This is a genomic window from Bradyrhizobium sp. (genome assembly GCF_035935975.1).
In the GTDB taxonomy this organism is placed as follows: Bacteria; Pseudomonadota; Alphaproteobacteria; order Rhizobiales; family Xanthobacteraceae; genus Bradyrhizobium.
This window is the reverse complement of the sequence record NZ_DASYWN010000015.1, coordinates 186,100-202,072: the sequence shown is the minus strand read 5'-3', so window position 1 is coordinate 202,072 and position 15,973 is coordinate 186,100. Positions and strand designations below refer to the sequence as shown.

Genomic DNA, 15,973 nt, shown 5'->3' with positions numbered 1-15,973 from the left:
TTTGAGATTCTGGCCGCGAGTTGCGGCGAAATTGGTTCAAAAAGCAGACGTTCTATTTCGAACTTGTTAACTATACGTGGCCGACAACGTTTGGAAGTACGCTCCTGTGATTGGTTCCTCCCTTCCGGGCGGCAAGGAGCCTTGGGCTCGAAGATGTTAAGATCGCCTCGCGTCAAGAATTCGGCACCTAAACCCAGGTTGCCGGACGGTATCCGCATCTATGCGATCAGCGACGTCCACGGCTGTTCCGATTTGCTCAGAACCATGTTTGCGATCATCGATCGCGATTTGATGACAATCGGCCGGCGGCGGGCGCTTCACGTCTTCCTCGGCGACTATATCGACCGCGGGCCGGACTCCTCGGGCACGATCGACCTTCTGATCGACCGGGCCCGGCGCCACGAGTCGATCTTCCTCAAGGGCAATCATGAGGAGTTCCTGTTCGAGGTCCTGAGAGATCCCGAAATGCTGCATAACTGGAGACAATATGGCGGCCTCCAGACTCTGAGCTCCTATGGCATTCAGCCGCCGCTGAATCCGACCGCCGAGGAGCAAAAGGAGCTGATCGATCAGCTTGCATTGGCGATTCCGATGCATCACCGCATGTTCTTCCAAAGGCTCCGAACCAGTTTCACATGCGGGGATTTCTTCTTCGTCCATGCAGGCATCAAGCCGGGACGACCGCTGGCCAGTCAAACTGAGGAAGATCTTCTCTGGATTCGGGACGAATTCTTGCTCAGCGAGAAGAAGCATGAGAAATACATCATCCACGGACATACTCCGGTCCGGGAACCGGACATTCGGCCGAACCGTGCCAACATCGACACGGGCGCCTACGCTACCGGCAACCTGACGCTGCTCACGATCCAGGGCCACCGGCTGCTGGCCCTCTAACGCGACCTGCCGTTCCGAATGGTTTCAGATCCCCTGTTCCGCGTGACCCTGATCATCCTTGCCGCCGTGATCGGCTACGAGGGAATCAGCGCGATGATTTCCGATGTCGCCGACATGCGCACGTCGGTTGCAGCCAAGACCAATGCCGTCACAAGGGCGCAGCCCGACGGGCTCCCCACGCGCTCCCGATATGACCGCGAGACGGACCGCGCCGTCGCTGATGCCTTGGAAATGCTACGCCGCCCTGCTACCGGTTCGCTCCCAAGTGAGGACGTCGATCGCCTTGGAGACGCGCTCCGCCCGGCACTAGCGCGCGCGCCCCATGACGCATTTCTCTGGCTCGGCCTGGCCGCCCTGGAGACCGGTCGCGCCGCCAACAGCTCCGCCGGCGCAGAACCGCTCAAGATGGCCTATTTCACAGCCCCGAACGACGCCCAGTTGATGCCGGTGAGGCTTGAAATCGCAACGCGAATGAGCGGCCTCATCGACGTCCAACTCAAACAGCTGGCCGAGGGCGACGTGCGGCTCATGCTGATGCGTCAGCCTGACCAACGCGCAGCCGTGATTTCCGCCTATCGACGGGCGTCAAGTCAGGGGAAGACATTCCTCGAGGACGCTGTGCGAGCCACGGACCCATCATTTCTGAAGCTCTTGCGCGGTTAGGCCCCGTTTCCTCAGTGGGATATTGATCCTGCGCTGCCCAAAGACTAAGATCGCCCTCAGATCATTTAGGAAGTCTGCCATGCGATTTGGATTGGGGTTGTGTTTGGTGTCGTTTCTGACGGCATGCGCGGGCTCTGCGCTTGCTGCGGATTATGCGGTTCCCACCGAACGGCGCGTCGCGCAGATTTCCACGATCGACCGTGGACCGAATCCTTACTGCGGACCCAGATACGGCTGTCCGATCACGGTCCGAGTCAGGCACCGCAGCCTTGGCATGGGTTATCCCTCGAGCTTCGATCCCCGCACCCGGGGTGAGCCGAACTACTTCTACGGGCCGATGCGGACCTACGTGGAGTTCGTCGACCCGCTGTATCCCGAACGGGTCTCGGCCTACTGACAATCGGCGTTGGGGCGCGCGGGCGCACCTCCGCAAATTGACCGGGGCCGGGATTCCGGCCGGGCTCTTTGAGTCTCGCGGTGGGTGTTGATCTGCCTTGAGATGCCAACCTGATCGAATGGCAGCCAATCTCAGTCATTCATTCAATTGGTTGCCTGACCGGACCGATATTCCGGAAAACGGCTCAGCATCGCCGCCTTCAGGAACTTGAAGTGTGCGATCGAGGCGCCCAGCTCCTTGAGCCGGCGCTGACCATTCAGGATCTCCTTGTCGAACAGATCCTGGTGATGATTGTCGAGCGCCTCGCGCTCGAGATATTCATCATCGCCGTTGCCGATGGTCACCGCCGCGCGCGCGAGCACGTCTTCCACCCGGCGGTTGAGACCCGACTGCTCCCGCTCCGCCGCGTGAAGAGCGTCCTCGATCGCGGTCATGATGGCTTCGATGCGCGTGCGATCGGTTTCAGCGTCGCGCTCGGGCGAACGCGCGCGAAACGTCTGCTCGCCCCCGAAGCGGTCTTTCAGGAAGTTATGGGTGCGGGCCCGCAGGAAGAGCTGAAACATGCGTGCATTTTCCGGTTCGAGGCGCCAGACCAGAAAATGGGCCAAGGATGGTTAATAAACGTTAAAGGCAGCAGAAGGTTGTGCTCCGCGGCGTCCCCCGTGAGCCGCCCCAAGACGTTCAGATTGGACGTTCAGATCGTCGCCCTGAGGGCATCCAGCTCGCGATCGAGCGCCTGCTGCCAGCTCGGCGGCGTAATGCCGAACCGCTCGCGCAGCCGCGAGAGATCAAGGCGGGAATTGAACGGCCGCTTCGCCTTGACGGGAAATTCCTCCGAACGGATTGGAACAATTTCCTTCACGGCGAATTTGACGCCCCGCGATTGCAAGCCGGAAACGATCGCGGTCGCAAAGCCGTGCCAGCTGGTCTCGCCCGTGCAGACCAGATTGACGACGCCGCCTTGCTGCTCAAAAGGCTTGCGAAGGTCGTCATCGCTCCGCGGCAGCATCGCAACCACCGCTTGTGAAATCGTATTTGCTGTCGTCGGCGCGCCCATCTGGTCGGCGACGATGCGCAGCTGCTCGCGCTCTCCGGCGAGCCGCACGATCGTTTTGAGAAAATTCGCGCCGGTTGCAGCGTACACCCAGGACGTGCGCGCGATCACATGCAGGGCACCCGCCTCGGCAATGGCTTGGTCGCCCGCGAGCTTGCTTTGGCCGTACACCGAGAGAGGCGCCGGCGTGCTGTCCTCGCGCCACGGACGATCGCCCGAGCCGTCGAAGACATAATCTGTCGAAAAGTGCACCAGCGGCACGCCACGGGGCGCAGCCCATTGGGCGATCACCCTGGGAGCTTCCGCGTTGATCCGAAACGCGAGTTCTCGCTCGTCTTCCGCGCGATCGACAGCGGTGTAGGCCGCGGGGTTGATGATCAGATCCGGCTTGATCGAATCCAGCCTGCCGGCGAGCTCATCAGGCCGCGACAGATCGAAATCTTCCAGTGCCGGCGCAACGATATCGGCGCGTCCACGAAGCAGCGGAAGCAGAGCTCCGCCCACCTGCCCCGCAGAGCCCGTCAGAAGAACTTTCATGTCAGATCTCCCCGTAACGCGGGAGATTCTTCACGTCCGCGAGCAACGGCGCGTCGGCATCTTTCGGCGACAGCGAGGGTTCCGCGAGGCCCCAGTCGATGCCGATCGCCGGGTCGTTCCACCGAATGGAGATCTCATCCTTCGGGCTGTAGAGCGCGTCGCACTTATAGAAGAAATCAGCCGTCTCGGAGAGAACGGCAAAACCATGCGCGAAACCGCGAGGAACCCACAATTGCCTGCGGTTGTCCTCACTCAATTCGACAGCAATGTGACGTCCAAAATTCGGGCTGCCGATGCGCACATCGACGGCAACGTCCAAGACGCGGCCTCGAAGCGCAGTGACCAGCTTGCCCTGCGTAAGCGGATTTTGCAGGTGCAGCCCGCGCAACACTCCGTAACGCGAGCGTGACAGGTTGTCCTGAACGAACGGCTGCGCAACCCCGCTCTGCGCGTAGCGCTCGAATTGGTAGGTCTCCAAGAAAAAGCCGCGTTGATCACCAAATAGCTTCGGCTCGATGATCAAAACCTCGGGCAGATCTGTCTTGATAACGTTCATTCCCGCAACTTGTGCAGCGCACACTATCTGATATTTTCGAATTGGTAAACTAGAGGACCTATGAAGGGAATTATACTCGCCAGCAGAACAGGCTCGCGCCTTTTTCCTGTCACGTCAACTCACCCGAGCAATATGGCGTGGTCGATCTCGATAGTGACGGACGTGCTCGCTCGATCGAAGAGAAGCCCAAGCAGCCGAAGTCGAATGTGGCCGTGACCGGCCTCTATTTCTATGACAACAGCGTGGTCGATATCGCTGCGGGGATCAAACCTTCGGCGCGGGGCGAAATCGAGATCACCGACGTGAACAACGCCTACCTCGCCCGTGGCGACCTGTTCGTCGAAGTGCTCGGGCGCGGATTTGCCTGGCTCGACACCGGCACGCACGCTTCGCTGGTCGAAGCCAGCCACTTCGTCCAGATCCTGGAACAGCGCCAGGGCTTGCGCATCGCCTGTCCCGAGGAAATCGCCTTGCGGCGCGGATACATTTCTCTCGAAGCCTTCAAGAAGGTCGCAGAGAGGACCGCCAAGAGCAGCTACGGCGAGTATCTGCAATCGGTTGCCCGTTCCTTCGCCGCTCAAGACTGAGGCAGATCACATATGCGTTTCGAAGGCTCCACGATTTTCGTCACGGGCGGTGCGGGTTTCATCGGCTCCGCCGTCGTCCGTCATCTCCTCCGCGACACGCAGGCACGCGTCGTCAACATCGACAAGCTGACTTATGCGGCGAACCTCGATTCGATTCCCGACGCCGAAGCAAACCCGCGTTATGCATTCGAAAAGCAATGCATTTGCGAGGCTGCCTCGCTTCGCAAATTGTTCGAGAAGTACCAGCCGGCTGCGGTGATGAACCTGGCTGCCGAGAGCCATGTTGATCGCTCGATCGACGGCCCCGGCGAATTCATCCAGACCAACATCGTGGGCACCTTCACGCTGCTGCAGGAAGCGCTGCGGTACTGGAGGGCTCTGACCCCGGACCGCCGTTCGCAATTCCGCTTCCTCCACATCTCCACCGACGAGGTGTTCGGGTCGCTCGGCAAGGACGGTTATTTCACCGAGACCACGCCCTATTCACCGAACTCGCCCTATTCGGCGAGCAAGGCGTCGTCCGACCATCTGGTCCGCGCCTGGCGTGAGACCTACGACCTTCCGACGATGGTGACAAACTGCTCGAACAACTACGGGCCCTATCACTTCCCCGAAAAGCTCATTCCGCACATCATCATCAAAGGGCTGGCCCAGGAGGCGCTTCCCGTCTATGGCGACGGACAGAACATTCGCGACTGGCTCTACGTCGAAGATCACGCCAAGGCACTTGCGCTCGTGCTCGAGCGGGGCATGGTCGGCGAGACCTACAACGTCGGCGGACGAAACGAACGCACCAACCTCCACGTCGTGAAAAGCATTTGCGATCTGCTGGACGAACTTTCACCCAGCGGAACGGGCTCCCGGCGGAGCCTGATTTCTTTTGTTGCCGACCGCCCTGGGCACGATCGCCGCTACGCGATTGATGCTTCAAAGCTGGAGCGCGAGCTCGGATGGCGTGCCGACGAGAATTTCGAAAGTGGCTTGACCAAGACCGTTCGGTGGTTCTTCGACAATCGGATGTGGTGGGAGGCCATTCTTGATCGCGGCTATCAGCAGAAACGTATCGGCCTCGGCTAAAGCGCGATGAGATTTGGATGAATCGTCATCGCGCTTTAGGTCGTTGTTCGAGCATGATCTTTTCGGAAAACCGCTGCGCACTTTTCCGGATCATGCTTTAGCCGGCCGAGTTGGCTTTCTTCCCGACAATCTGACGATATCGACTTGCGTCGCTTTGGGAGCGGACTTGTCGCATCGAATGCGAAAGGGAATTGACGCGAAAAATGGACGAATACTACTTCGTGTGGATTCGTGGCTTCGACGGCCGCCCTAAGCCACAGATTTGGGCTGCGGATCAATTCGAGGGCCCTGATTGGAGATCTAGCCAAGTTGTTGCGCGACGCGTTCTCGATGCTGCAGAACGCGGGATGGGCCTGGATCGCCTCGCGAAGCTGTTTCCAGCACCGTCTGGTCAAGATGAGGCCAGCTAAAGCATGATCCGGAAAAGTGTGCAGCGGTTTTCCGAAAAGATCATGCTCAAACAATAACCTAAAGCGCGATGACGATTCATCCAAATCTCATCGCGATTTAGTCTGTCCCTACGACAGGGTTGCCGCTCAACGCTGATTTCGCCTCCCGCCAGCTAAGCGTCGGATGAAGTTACCCGGAGCGGTCGAATCAAGTTCTGATCTCTGCTCGGCTCCGTGCCATCCAAGCTTTCCAGGCGCCGTCGTGTTTCTCGTAGAGTTCCAGCAAGCGCTGCTCGCCGGTGGCCGGCCAAAAACCATGGGCACTCCGCGTAGCCTGCCTGCCCTCCTGAGCGGACGCCTGCTCGCTATCGAGCCGCTCGAACTCGAAGGTTTCCTCCAGCGTCAGACCGATCAGGACGCGCCGGCCCAGCGCATCCACGAAATAGCGCCGCGGCGCATTGTTCGCCGAGCTAGTCAAGGTGCCCCCTCCCCGGCGATCCACCGACCGCGCAACGGATCGAGACGGCGGCCGCAGGAACCGACAAGACGCAGAGCCTCACGAGCGGAACGATCAAGACCAGCCAGACCATCGACCACAGTCCTCAAATCCGACAACATGACAGGGGCCCATCAACGCGGGGAAGACCAGCTGACGGCCTGCAAGATCCATGCGCGATCCCGCGATCGGGAGCCAGCCGGAAGTCTCCTTAACCTAGGCAGACATGGTTACGCCGCCACCGTGTCCGGAACGCGCCGCGGCAAGACAATCGGCATCCGCCACCAAGTTGTAAATCATCAGAATACACGTATCGCCCTCGCTAACGACGCATTCTGCCGGGATACGGAGGAGCCGTAAGGCTGATAGAGCGGATGACGTACTCTGCGCCTGCGCGATCGCCACGCGCGCGTCGCATAGCCAGCACCAAAGCCCGCGAAGATCGAGATTAGAATCGCGACTACCATCATTCGGAACTCTTCCAATTGTAGGCGTGTTGTCTTTGTGATGCGCTAGTCTCATCTTCGAGTTGTGTCGAGAACATGATGAGCGCCGCTGATTTTCTTGTCATGTCAGGGATTTTTTGGGCAGCACCGTGCTTGCGATGTGGTCGGCCACGCGTTCACCCGAAGAACCACAGGAACAATCTCACCAGCAACAGCGTGATGAAATACACCCACCCTGCCATCGCAATCAGCGCAACGCCGAAAAATGCGCCTTCGAACGCCCGCTCTCTGATCTTCGTGAGAGGAAATGCCACTCGCGCTTTCTGAAGCATCTCGGCCTTCTTCTTGTTTTGTTGATTTTGATTTGTTCGTGGTCGTTTGCGCTAGACCATAGCCGAACGAATTCGACGATCTCGTGACGGCTCGTCTGAGAGACGCGCAATGCTGCTCATCGCGATCCCCGATGCAGGCATCGCGATTGAATCTATTCTCGTTCGAATCTGTTGCGATCAAGCCAAGCCGCGATTCAATTGAAATTGATCCCTCGAATCTGCGTCGTGATATCGCGACAAGTAGTTCCGGATCGCACGCAAGTGATGACGCGGGACGAAGCATTCGGCTTTGCGATGTCCGCCACGGGACGATGAGGCGCGTGGCGCCTCGCCCCGGCGACCGAGCTTCTCCGGCTCAATGTCGCCGACCACACCGAGCCGCTGCAACTGATGCTCGAGCACGGCGGGACCGGCGAGACCGACAACATCGGCGCGCGCTGCGAATGGACCAATCTCGACGTGGTCGAGCGCATCTGCGATCTACTCGATGAGATCCCACCCGGCGCCGCTGAGCGCCGCGGCCTGATCAGCTTCGTGGCCGATCGGCCCGGCCACGATCTTCGCTGCGCCATGGTCCCGGCAAGATCGAACGCGAGCTCGGCTGGCGCCCACGCGAGAGCTTCGAAAGCAGGCTTGCGAAGACCGTCCGCTGGTTCTGCGACAACCGGACGTGGTGGCAGAATATCCTCGATCGCGGCCACCAGCGCACGAATCGGCCTCGGCCAGCGAAAAACTCCGTGGTTATACGGAGCGCCGCGCACTGATTTTATCCCGGTAAGGTTGAGCGGTTAGCTTAATCCGCGTTGTGTGTTGCGAACGCCGAGGGATCGCATATCCATCTCGTCACCGGGCTCCCCCAAGCCCGGCCCCACCCAAGCAAAGCCGTCGAGCGAACGTGGGTCCGCTTGGCGGCTTTGTCGTTGTGTCGACGAGAGGATGGTTTCGGTTATGGCGCGCAGGCCCTGGTCGTTCAAGGAAGACCGCCGGCTGATGGAATTGGCCAAGTCTTCGACTTCGCTTGAAGAAGCGGCAAAAGCTCTCGGCCGCTCGCCCGATGCGGTCAAACGCATGGCCTTGCGCCTCGGGCTGTCGCTGAAATCCAAGGGCTCCAAGAAGAACTAGCGTCCGTCGCACCGGCCGCGCACGACTGCTCGTGGACGGGCGCGTCCTCCTCATCAATCGGTGATTGGAAGATGCCAATCGACGCAGCCCGATCGCCTTCAAGGCTATGCCATGCGCGTGGCTTCATGCCTGACGAAGTCGGCTTGATTCGTCGATGACGAGAATTTGGGCAGGGACTGTCGCCTGCCCATTCGCCTGAAGGCGGAACTCCCAGTTCGCCCGTGAACATGGGTTCACGCCTGTTTATGAACCTTAACGATGTTCTTGGCTTTCGAAAGCGGCGAGCCGGCCGACAGGCTATGTTGGCACCATGCGCCGCAATCATCTCATCGCCGCCGCGGGTATCTGCCTCGCGCTCATCATCTACGCCACCTTCGCCAAGCTCGCGGGCAGGCCGGCGCTGATGGGCCACGCGGAGGACTACTGGGTCGTCGTCATCGAGCGCTTCAGTGCCTACGGGCTATTGGGCTTCCTGCTGTCTTTCCTGCTGCCGGGCCGCGTCAAACTGGCCTGCGCCTTTGTGGTGGCCGTAGCCGTCGGGCTCGAGGTCTTGCAGGCGGTGACGCTGGATCGCGATCCCCGTCTCATGGATGTGTTGCAGAAGGCGGCCGGCGGCACCGTCGGCGTCCTCCTTGCCCAGACCATCCTGGCTTTCCTGCCGAGACCACCGTCCTGAAGCGCGATCGGATTGGGCTGAATCGTCTTCGCGCGTCAGGCTGATGCTTGCGCGTGATGTTTCCGGAAAACCGCTGCACGGCTTTCCGGATCATGCTCTGTGGCTGCGGCTTACGCCACGCTGCGCGAGAGGCGGGCCTGCCCGGTCGTGAGACCCCCCGACATCTGCCGATGGGCATCGCGCAGTGCCGTGATCGCCTCGTCGAGGTCGAATTCGCTCTCGCGAACGGTCTCGAAGAACCGGGCCATCAAGGCGACGTTGAGCTTGACGCGGGTGTTCCCGTCGCGGCTCTTGCGGCGATCGAGCGACAGATGCATCGCCTGCATCCTGGCATCGGCAGCACTGCAGCCGCTGAGCGTCGCGAGTTCGTCATAAGTCATCCAGATTTGAGGCATGTTCCCTGTCCGCCTTTTGTTGTGGGCGTCAACCTAGATTTCACCTCTAAAGGCCGGGTTGCCGTAGTGCCGTCGCGCCCCGTTTTCGCGACAACAGCGTCAATGCAAACCTAAGACGCCCGCGTTCTAGGACAGCGGCGCCTTGGGCGGCGTGAACGGATGGCGGGGCCGGGAACGGCCGTCGAGGCCCTTGGGCAGCTTATCGGCATTGAGCTTGACGACCGCGCATTTGGCGTCAGCCACCCGCGCATCTTCCTGGCTGTAGATCAGCGTCGCCTCAAAATTCACGTCGGGCGCTTCCTTGGCCGTTCCCGAGCAGGTCGCCACCAGGCCGTTGCACACACCCGAGAGCTTGACCTCGACCTGGTCCAGCCCGAACACGCTCGGCGGGCCGTCGGCATACCGGTTCACGGTCAGGACGGCCGAAAAGTGTCGCTCATCGACGCGGTAGGAGCCGCCATAGGTGAAGAAGCTGTCGCTCCCCGAGATCCGGCCGTCGGTCAGATCCACGACGCCAGTGCCCTGGCCGCGCGGAGTCCTGAACCAGGCAGCGTATGTACCGTCTCTCAACATGGGAAATTTCCCGACGTGAAAATTGACCTGTATTTGCGACCAACTCTGGGGCGCGACAATGGCTGAACTGCCGACCCTGCTGGGCAAGGTTAACGCCCCGAAAACTCAAACCGTCGAATTGCCGCCGTCGCCGGCGGCCACGTCAAAATAATTCTATGCCGTCATCCGCGGCCTCGACCGCCTCGACGCGCCGCGTAGCGGCGATCGAGGCAAGGCCAAGCGTCTGCAAAAATTCTCGATGGACATCGCGTTCGCGCTCCATCGTGTAGCGCGCGAAGAGATCGTCGAGCATCGCCTGGTCCTGCGTCTCGGGCCGAGGTCTTCCCGCGCCTGCGCTCGCGGTCTCGAGCCGCGCGGCAACCGCAGGCAAGGTCGCGGAGCTTTCGCCGAGCGAGGTCATCAGGCCTTGCGCCGAATTCATCAGGCCCTCGAATTCTGCACCCTCATCGACCAGCCGGCTCATCAGCTTGCCGAGCCGTTCGTTGCCGACCTCAACCTCGCGGAGCGCCTGCAGGATCTGCGGCTCGAGCTTGGCAAGCTGCGTGGGATCGCCCTGCACGCGGAGCTGCTTCAGCTCCTGCGCCGAGCGTTCGATGCCGTCGAGCACGGGCTTCAGGCGCCCTGCGCCAGCGGAGACCTGATCGGCGGTGGCCTTCAGCTCGTTGGCGATCACCACGAAGGCACTGCCGCGGCTGCCGAGATGGCTCGCCTTGAGCCCGGCATTCATACCGATCAGCGTGATGTCGACAGTCGCTTCTGCTAGCCCGGCAATCGCCTGGCGAAATTTCGCCAGGGTGTCCTCGACGATGGCCAGCGCCTCGTCGACCGCGCGGCCGGCGCTCTCGCAGGTCGCGATCAAGGTCGAGGCGTGCGCCAGCGTCTGCTTGATGCGCGACAGGAACGACGCGGAGCCGCCCTCCTCCCCGCCGAACAGCGTACGGCCGTGCCCGACGACGCTGCCTGCATCCTGCAGGATTGCCGTCAGCGCACGCACGATCTGACCGATGTCACTGCCGAACTCACGCTGGGCGTCCCTGAGCAGGGCCGCCTGCAACTGGCAGATCGCGCGCGCGCCGTCGTCGCTCGCAACCGGTCCGGGAACGAGGCTCGGCGAAGATTCCGACGCGAGGCCGAGACCATGGCAGACATGCTCGAGGCGCTGGCGCGTGCTGTCACCGGCCTGAAGCGAGACGATGGCGCCGCCGACCGCCTCGGCAATCTTTCTGGTGCTGGCACTCGCGAGGTCGGCGAGATCGCGGCTCTTGCTGCGCTGGTCGCGCAATCCGGAATAGGCTTCGCCAAGCTCGGCACTCTCGGACACGAGCTGCTTCGCGTAGCGGCTCTCGAATTCCTTCTGGCGGCCGGAGGCGGTGGCGACGGCGTCCGACAGGCGCTGTTGATCCCGTGCGCAGCCCTCGATCGAGCCCTGCACCGCCTTGCCGAGATCGTAGGCCTCCTGGGTGAAGGCGAGGAATCCCTCGCGATCGCCATCGAGCGAGGCCGCTTCGATCCGTGCGCTCCGCGCGATGATGGTGATCATCCCGATGTGCTTGAACAGCGGCTTAAGCAGCGCAGAGGCTTCCGACGTGCTGTTGCCGATCGTGGCAAGCAGCGCGCTCTCGGCCGGCAGCGCCTTCGCAAGCTCGCTGAGCCGCGCGGAAATCTCCTGCAATGCGGTCGCGGCGCCCTCGATCTCGGCGCCGGAGAGCTCTTCCGAGAGCGTCGCGAGGCCGTGGTTCAGCTCCTTGAAGATGAGATGGCCGCGGCCGAGCTCCTGGCCGACCCGCGCGAAGACGTCCTCGATCCGCGACGAGACATCCTCGATCGCTGCGGTCGCTTCAGTCAGTGTGTGAGCCGGAATGGCGGACATTTGCGATCAGCCCACTGCCGCCACATGCCCGGCCTGATACCAGAGCATGATCTCGCGCGGGATATGGTGCAGCGACACCACCTTCTCGACACCGCCATGGGCAATGGCTTCCTTCGGCATGCCGAACACCACGCAGCTTTCCTCGTCCTGCGCCCGCGTCGAGCCGCCGAGCTTGCGCATCTCCAGCATGCCGCGCGCGCCGTCGTCGCCCATTCCGGTCATGATGACGCCGAGAGCGTTGGCACCGGCATGCTGGGCGGCCGAGCGGAACAGCACGTCGACCGAGGGGCGATGCCGCGACACCGGCGGGCCATCCTTGATCGCGATCTGGTAGCGCAGCCCGATGCGCTGGAGCAGCATGTGACGGGCGCCCGGCGCGATATAAGCACAGCCCGGCAGCACCGGCTCGCCGTCCTCGGCCTCCTTGACCCGGATCTGGCAGACGCTGTCGAGCCGCCTGGCAAAGGCCGCGGTGAAGCCGGCCGGCATGTGCTGGACGATGACGATCGGCGGACAATGCACCGGCAGCATCTCGAGCACATCGTTGAGCGCCTCGGTCCCGCCCGTCGAGGCACCGATGCAGACGATGCGTTCAGTGGTCGGCCGGACCCTGCCCTGCACCGGCGGCGGGATGATCGCATCGGCCGTGAGCTTCTTCTCGATCGCGCGACGCTCGGCTCGCGGACGCACGCGCGCGCGCGCCGCCGACTTCACGGCCTCGCGCAGCCGCGTCGAGCATTCGAGCAGCGCCTGCCGCGTGTCGATCTTCGGCTTGGGTACGATATCGACCGCGCCCGCCTCGAACGCCTCGAACATGACGTTCGAGCCTTCTTCCGTGAGCGAGGAGCAGATGATCACCGGGATCGGCCGCTGCGCCATGATCTTGCGCAGGAACGTCAAGCCGTCCATGCGCGGCATTTCCAGATCGAGGATCATGACGTCGGGGATTTCGTTCTGGAGACGCCGCGCCGCGACGAACGGATCGGACGCCGTGGCCATCACCTCGATATCGGGATCGTCGTTGAGGATCGTTTGCAGGATTTGGCGCACCGACGCCGAATCGTCCACGATCAGTACGCGAACTTTCTCCCTCGGCATCTCGCGTGGCTCCAATCAGACCTGGAAAATCGTTGGCTGAACTTGCTTCAGATCCGGGACGGAACTGTGAATCATGGATTCCGAATGTCCGACCAGCAGATACCCTCCCGGCCGCAAATGGTTGCAGAGCTGCTGGACGACCTTGCGCTGGGTCGGCTTGTCGAAATAGATCAGCACGTTGCGGCAGAAGATGATGTCGACGTCCCGGTCCACCGGATAGGCTGCGTCCATCAGGTTCATCCGCATGAAATGCGTCATGCGCCGCAGTTCCGGCACCACCCGCACCTCGCCGCGCGACCTGTCCCGCGAGGACAGGAAATAGCGCTTCACGAACGGCTCCGGCACCGGCGAAAGCACGTCGCGGGTGTAGATCGCGGTCCTGGCGAGGCGGAGCACCGCGGTCGAGATGTCGGTGCCGAGGATGCGGTACTGGAAGCGCGAGCCGTTCCGCGTCATGTCGTCCAGCACCATGGCGGTGGTGTAGGCTTCCATGCCGGTGGAGCTCGCCGAGCTCCAGATCTTCAGGTTCGCGTTCCTGCGTCCATGCGACTTCAGAAGCGCGGGGACCGCGACGTCGCGCATGAAGGTGAAGTGCTGCGGCTCGCGGAAGAAATCGGTCTTGTTGGTCGTCACCACATCGATGAGATGGGTAAGCTCGGTGTCGAAATGCTCGGCCTCGAACAGGTTGTCGACATATTCGTTGAGGTCGGAGAAGTTCAGCGCGCGCACGCGCTTGTGCAGCCGCCCCTCCAGCATCAGCCGCTTGCCTTGCGGCAGCTTGATGCCGACCTGGCCCTCGATCAGTTCGGCGATGGTCCGGAAGTGGCGGTCCGACAGATGGACGGCGGTATCCTGCAAGGCAGGCATCATGGCTGAATGCCCCCAAGCGTGATGGCCGCCTGCACTGAATGTCGGGCCGAACGGGCCATCTTGAGTCCTACGCGTTTACGCTGATTGCTGAAGACGGATTGGCCCGCCGATGAGGGGCGGGCCGATCCCTAAACGGTCTTAGCGCTGGAACTCGGCGTCCCGATCGTCCTCGCCGTCGTTCATGTCGAACGCAAAGCCGCCGCCACCTGCAGCCTTCACGGCACGCGCCGGCTTGGCCTGCGGCTTCTTGGCCGGACGCTCGACGGCCGCCATGGTCGCCGCCTTGGCGCGGAGTTGATTGACGGCGCGATCGATCGGCGCGGCCGCCTGGGCACGGCCCTGCTCGATGCGGAAATAGGCGATGGTCGACTGAAGCTGCTCGGCCTGCGAGGCGAGCTCTTCCGAGGTCGAGGACACCTGCTCGGACGCGCTGGCGTTCTGCTGGCCGACCTTGTCGAGCTGCTGGATCGCCTGGTTGATCTGGGCCGAACCGACGTCCTGCTCGCGGCAGGCCGCCGTGATCTCCTCGACCAGCTCCGCCGTCCGCTTGATGTCGGGGACGAGCTTGGAGAGCATTGAGCCTGCTTCCTGCGCAACCTTGACGGTGTCGGCCGACAGCGTGCCGATCTCGGCCGCAGCCGCCTGGCTGCGCTCGGCGAGCTTGCGCACTTCGGAGGCGACCACCGCAAAACCCTTGCCGTGCTCGCCGGCGCGCGCGGCCTCGACCGCGGCATTGAGCGCGAGCAGGTCGGTCTGGCGGGCGATCTCCTGCACGATCGTGATCTTCTCGGCGATGGTCTGCATCGCGTTGACAGCACGGCCAACCGCGGCACCGCTGGCCTCGGCGTCCTTGGCCGACTGCGCCGCGATCTTCTCGGTCTGGTTGGCATTGTCGGCGTTCTGCTTCACATTCGAAGCCATCTCCTCCATCGAGGAGGACGCTTCTTCGGCGGACGAAGCCTGCTCGGTCGCGCCCTGCGAGAGCTGCTCGGCGCTGGCGGAGAGCTCCTGGCTGCCGGCCGAGACATTCTGCGCCGCGGTCAGGGCTTCCGACACGATCTGGCGCAGCTTCTCGACCATGCGCTCCAGCGCAAGGCCCAGCGTATCCTTGTCCGACAGCGGCTTGGCCTCGACGGTGAGATCGCCCTGCGCGATCTGGTTGGCGAGCGCCGCCGTCGCATTCAGGTTCACCGTCATCGCATTCAGCGACTTGATGAGGTCGCCGATCTCGTCGTTGCTGGAGGAGTTGATCTTGTGGCTGAGATCGCCGATCGCCACTGCGTCGGCAAGGCCCACGGCCTGCGCCAGCGCGCGGCTGATGCTCATGGCGATCCAGGTCGCCGCGGCCGCGGCGATCAGCAGCGAAGCAATCACCAGGCTCATCAGGATCAGTTCGGCGCGGGCGCCATCCTGCTTGGCCTGTTCGGCCTGCTCGGCCATGTTCTTCTTGACGTTCTTGATGTAACCGTCGGCCGCTTCGATCGCGTCCGCGACGACCTTGCGGCCGTCATGCATGGTGCGATCCAGCGCCTTCGGCTTGTCGGTCTTCGCGAGCTGGACCGTCTCGTCCTGATAGGCATTCAGCTTGGCGAACGCGACGTTGAAGACATCCATCAGCTTCTTGCCGCCTTCAGTGGCCGCTGCGTAGATCTCGTCCTTGGACTTGGCGACCGCCTCACGGTTCTTGAGGAGGTCGGCCCGGAACTGATCGTACTCCGCGTCGGACGCCGCCAGGATCGAGTTCTTCTCCGCGCGAACCAGGAACAGGATGCCTTCCTTCAGCTCGGCGGCCTTTTCCATCCGGCCCGCACGGCTGACCAGCGTCTCGGTGGTGCCGACCATATCGGCCAGCTTCAGATAGCCGACCGCACCGGCGATCATGGATAGCAGGATGACGACGCCGAAGGCGCTGGCAAGCTTGGCTTTGACGGTGAATCTCAT

General features: G+C 62.2%; 17 protein-coding genes and 1 pseudogene. 7 read left to right on the top strand and 11 right to left on the bottom strand.

Annotated features, from left to right (window positions below):
• The first annotated feature begins 153 nt into the window (after window positions 1-153).
• The 3 genes from VGR99_RS08730 (at window position 154) to VGR99_RS08720 (ending at window position 1,954) form a co-directional block, all read left to right on the top strand.
• Entirely contained in the window at window positions 154-894 is a 741-nt protein-coding gene (locus tag VGR99_RS08730) for a metallophosphoesterase family protein (protein WP_326897975.1), read from the top strand.
• A 42-nt stretch (window positions 895-936) separates the two neighbouring features.
• Window positions 937-1,557: a hypothetical protein gene (locus tag VGR99_RS08725; protein ID WP_326897935.1), complete on the top strand. Its 621-nt coding sequence runs from the start codon at window positions 937-939 to the stop codon at window positions 1,555-1,557.
• A gap of 274 nt (window positions 1,558-1,831) precedes the next feature.
• Window positions 1,832-1,954, top strand: coding sequence for a hypothetical protein (locus VGR99_RS08720; protein WP_326897934.1), 123 nt, complete (start codon window positions 1,832-1,834; stop codon window positions 1,952-1,954).
• A 143-nt stretch (window positions 1,955-2,097) separates the two neighbouring features.
• Here the strand turns inward: VGR99_RS08720 and VGR99_RS08715 are convergent, their stop codons facing one another.
• From VGR99_RS08715 to rfbC, 3 genes are all read right to left on the bottom strand, one after another.
• On the bottom strand, window positions 2,098-2,517 hold the full coding sequence (locus VGR99_RS08715) for a hypothetical protein (RefSeq protein ID WP_326897974.1): 420 nt from the start codon (window positions 2,515-2,517) through the stop codon (window positions 2,098-2,100).
• A gap of 131 nt (window positions 2,518-2,648) precedes the next feature.
• Complete coding sequence (rfbD, locus tag VGR99_RS08710) at window positions 2,649-3,545, bottom strand: dTDP-4-dehydrorhamnose reductase (protein WP_326897933.1); 897 nt, start codon at window positions 3,543-3,545, stop codon at window positions 2,649-2,651.
• A 1-nt stretch (window position 3,546) separates the two neighbouring features.
• On the bottom strand, window positions 3,547-4,101 hold the full coding sequence (gene rfbC / locus VGR99_RS08705; protein WP_326897932.1) for a dTDP-4-dehydrorhamnose 3,5-epimerase: 555 nt from the start codon (window positions 4,099-4,101) through the stop codon (window positions 3,547-3,549).
• Window positions 4,102-4,202: 101 nt separating this feature from the next.
• Here rfbC and VGR99_RS08700 point away from each other — a divergent pair.
• Together VGR99_RS08700 and rfbB are read left to right on the top strand one after the other, a co-directional pair.
• Window positions 4,203-4,688, top strand: a pseudogene (locus VGR99_RS08700) (sugar nucleotidyltransferase); the annotation flags it as partial.
• A gap of 12 nt (window positions 4,689-4,700) precedes the next feature.
• Window positions 4,701-5,765, top strand: coding sequence for a dTDP-glucose 4,6-dehydratase (rfbB, locus tag VGR99_RS08695; RefSeq protein ID WP_326897931.1), 1,065 nt, complete (start codon window positions 4,701-4,703; stop codon window positions 5,763-5,765).
• 597 nt (window positions 5,766-6,362) lie between these two features.
• On the opposite strand, the gene VGR99_RS08690 is transcribed toward rfbB, so the two are convergent.
• On the bottom strand, window positions 6,363-6,632 hold the full coding sequence (locus VGR99_RS08690; protein ID WP_326897930.1) for a hypothetical protein: 270 nt from the start codon (window positions 6,630-6,632) through the stop codon (window positions 6,363-6,365).
• A gap of 640 nt (window positions 6,633-7,272) precedes the next feature.
• Entirely contained in the window at window positions 7,273-7,428 is a 156-nt protein-coding gene (locus tag VGR99_RS08685) for a hypothetical protein (protein WP_326897929.1), read from the bottom strand.
• Window positions 7,429-8,376: 948 nt separating this feature from the next.
• On the opposite strand from VGR99_RS08685, the gene VGR99_RS08680 reads away from it, so the two are divergent.
• Both VGR99_RS08680 and VGR99_RS08675 read left to right on the top strand, forming a co-directional pair.
• A complete protein-coding gene (locus VGR99_RS08680; RefSeq protein WP_326897928.1) occupies window positions 8,377-8,550 on the top strand; it encodes a hypothetical protein in 174 nt (57 codons plus the stop codon).
• Between the two features lie 310 nt (window positions 8,551-8,860).
• The gene (locus tag VGR99_RS08675; protein WP_326897927.1) at window positions 8,861-9,226 is read left to right on the top strand and encodes a VanZ family protein; all 366 of its coding nucleotides are present in this window, start codon (window positions 8,861-8,863) and stop codon (window positions 9,224-9,226) included.
• 110 nt (window positions 9,227-9,336) lie between these two features.
• On the opposite strand, the gene VGR99_RS08670 is transcribed toward VGR99_RS08675, so the two are convergent.
• From VGR99_RS08670 to VGR99_RS08645, 6 genes are all read right to left on the bottom strand, one after another.
• A complete protein-coding gene (locus VGR99_RS08670; RefSeq protein ID WP_326897926.1) occupies window positions 9,337-9,621 on the bottom strand; it encodes a hypothetical protein in 285 nt (94 codons plus the stop codon).
• 126 nt (window positions 9,622-9,747) lie between these two features.
• Complete coding sequence (locus VGR99_RS08665; RefSeq protein ID WP_326897925.1) at window positions 9,748-10,194, bottom strand: GrlR family regulatory protein; 447 nt, start codon at window positions 10,192-10,194, stop codon at window positions 9,748-9,750.
• A gap of 142 nt (window positions 10,195-10,336) precedes the next feature.
• Window positions 10,337-12,064, bottom strand: coding sequence for a chemotaxis protein (locus VGR99_RS08660; RefSeq protein WP_326897924.1), 1,728 nt, complete (start codon window positions 12,062-12,064; stop codon window positions 10,337-10,339).
• Window positions 12,065-12,070: 6 nt separating this feature from the next.
• Window positions 12,071-13,162 carry a chemotaxis response regulator protein-glutamate methylesterase gene (locus VGR99_RS08655; RefSeq protein WP_326897923.1) on the bottom strand — a complete coding sequence of 364 codons (1,092 nt, stop codon included), beginning with the start codon at window positions 13,160-13,162 and terminating at the stop codon, window positions 12,071-12,073.
• A 15-nt stretch (window positions 13,163-13,177) separates the two neighbouring features.
• The gene (locus VGR99_RS08650; RefSeq protein ID WP_326897922.1) at window positions 13,178-14,032 is read right to left on the bottom strand and encodes a CheR family methyltransferase; all 855 of its coding nucleotides are present in this window, start codon (window positions 14,030-14,032) and stop codon (window positions 13,178-13,180) included.
• A 138-nt stretch (window positions 14,033-14,170) separates the two neighbouring features.
• Window positions 14,171-15,973, bottom strand: coding sequence for a methyl-accepting chemotaxis protein (locus VGR99_RS08645; RefSeq protein ID WP_326897921.1), 1,803 nt, complete (start codon window positions 15,971-15,973; stop codon window positions 14,171-14,173).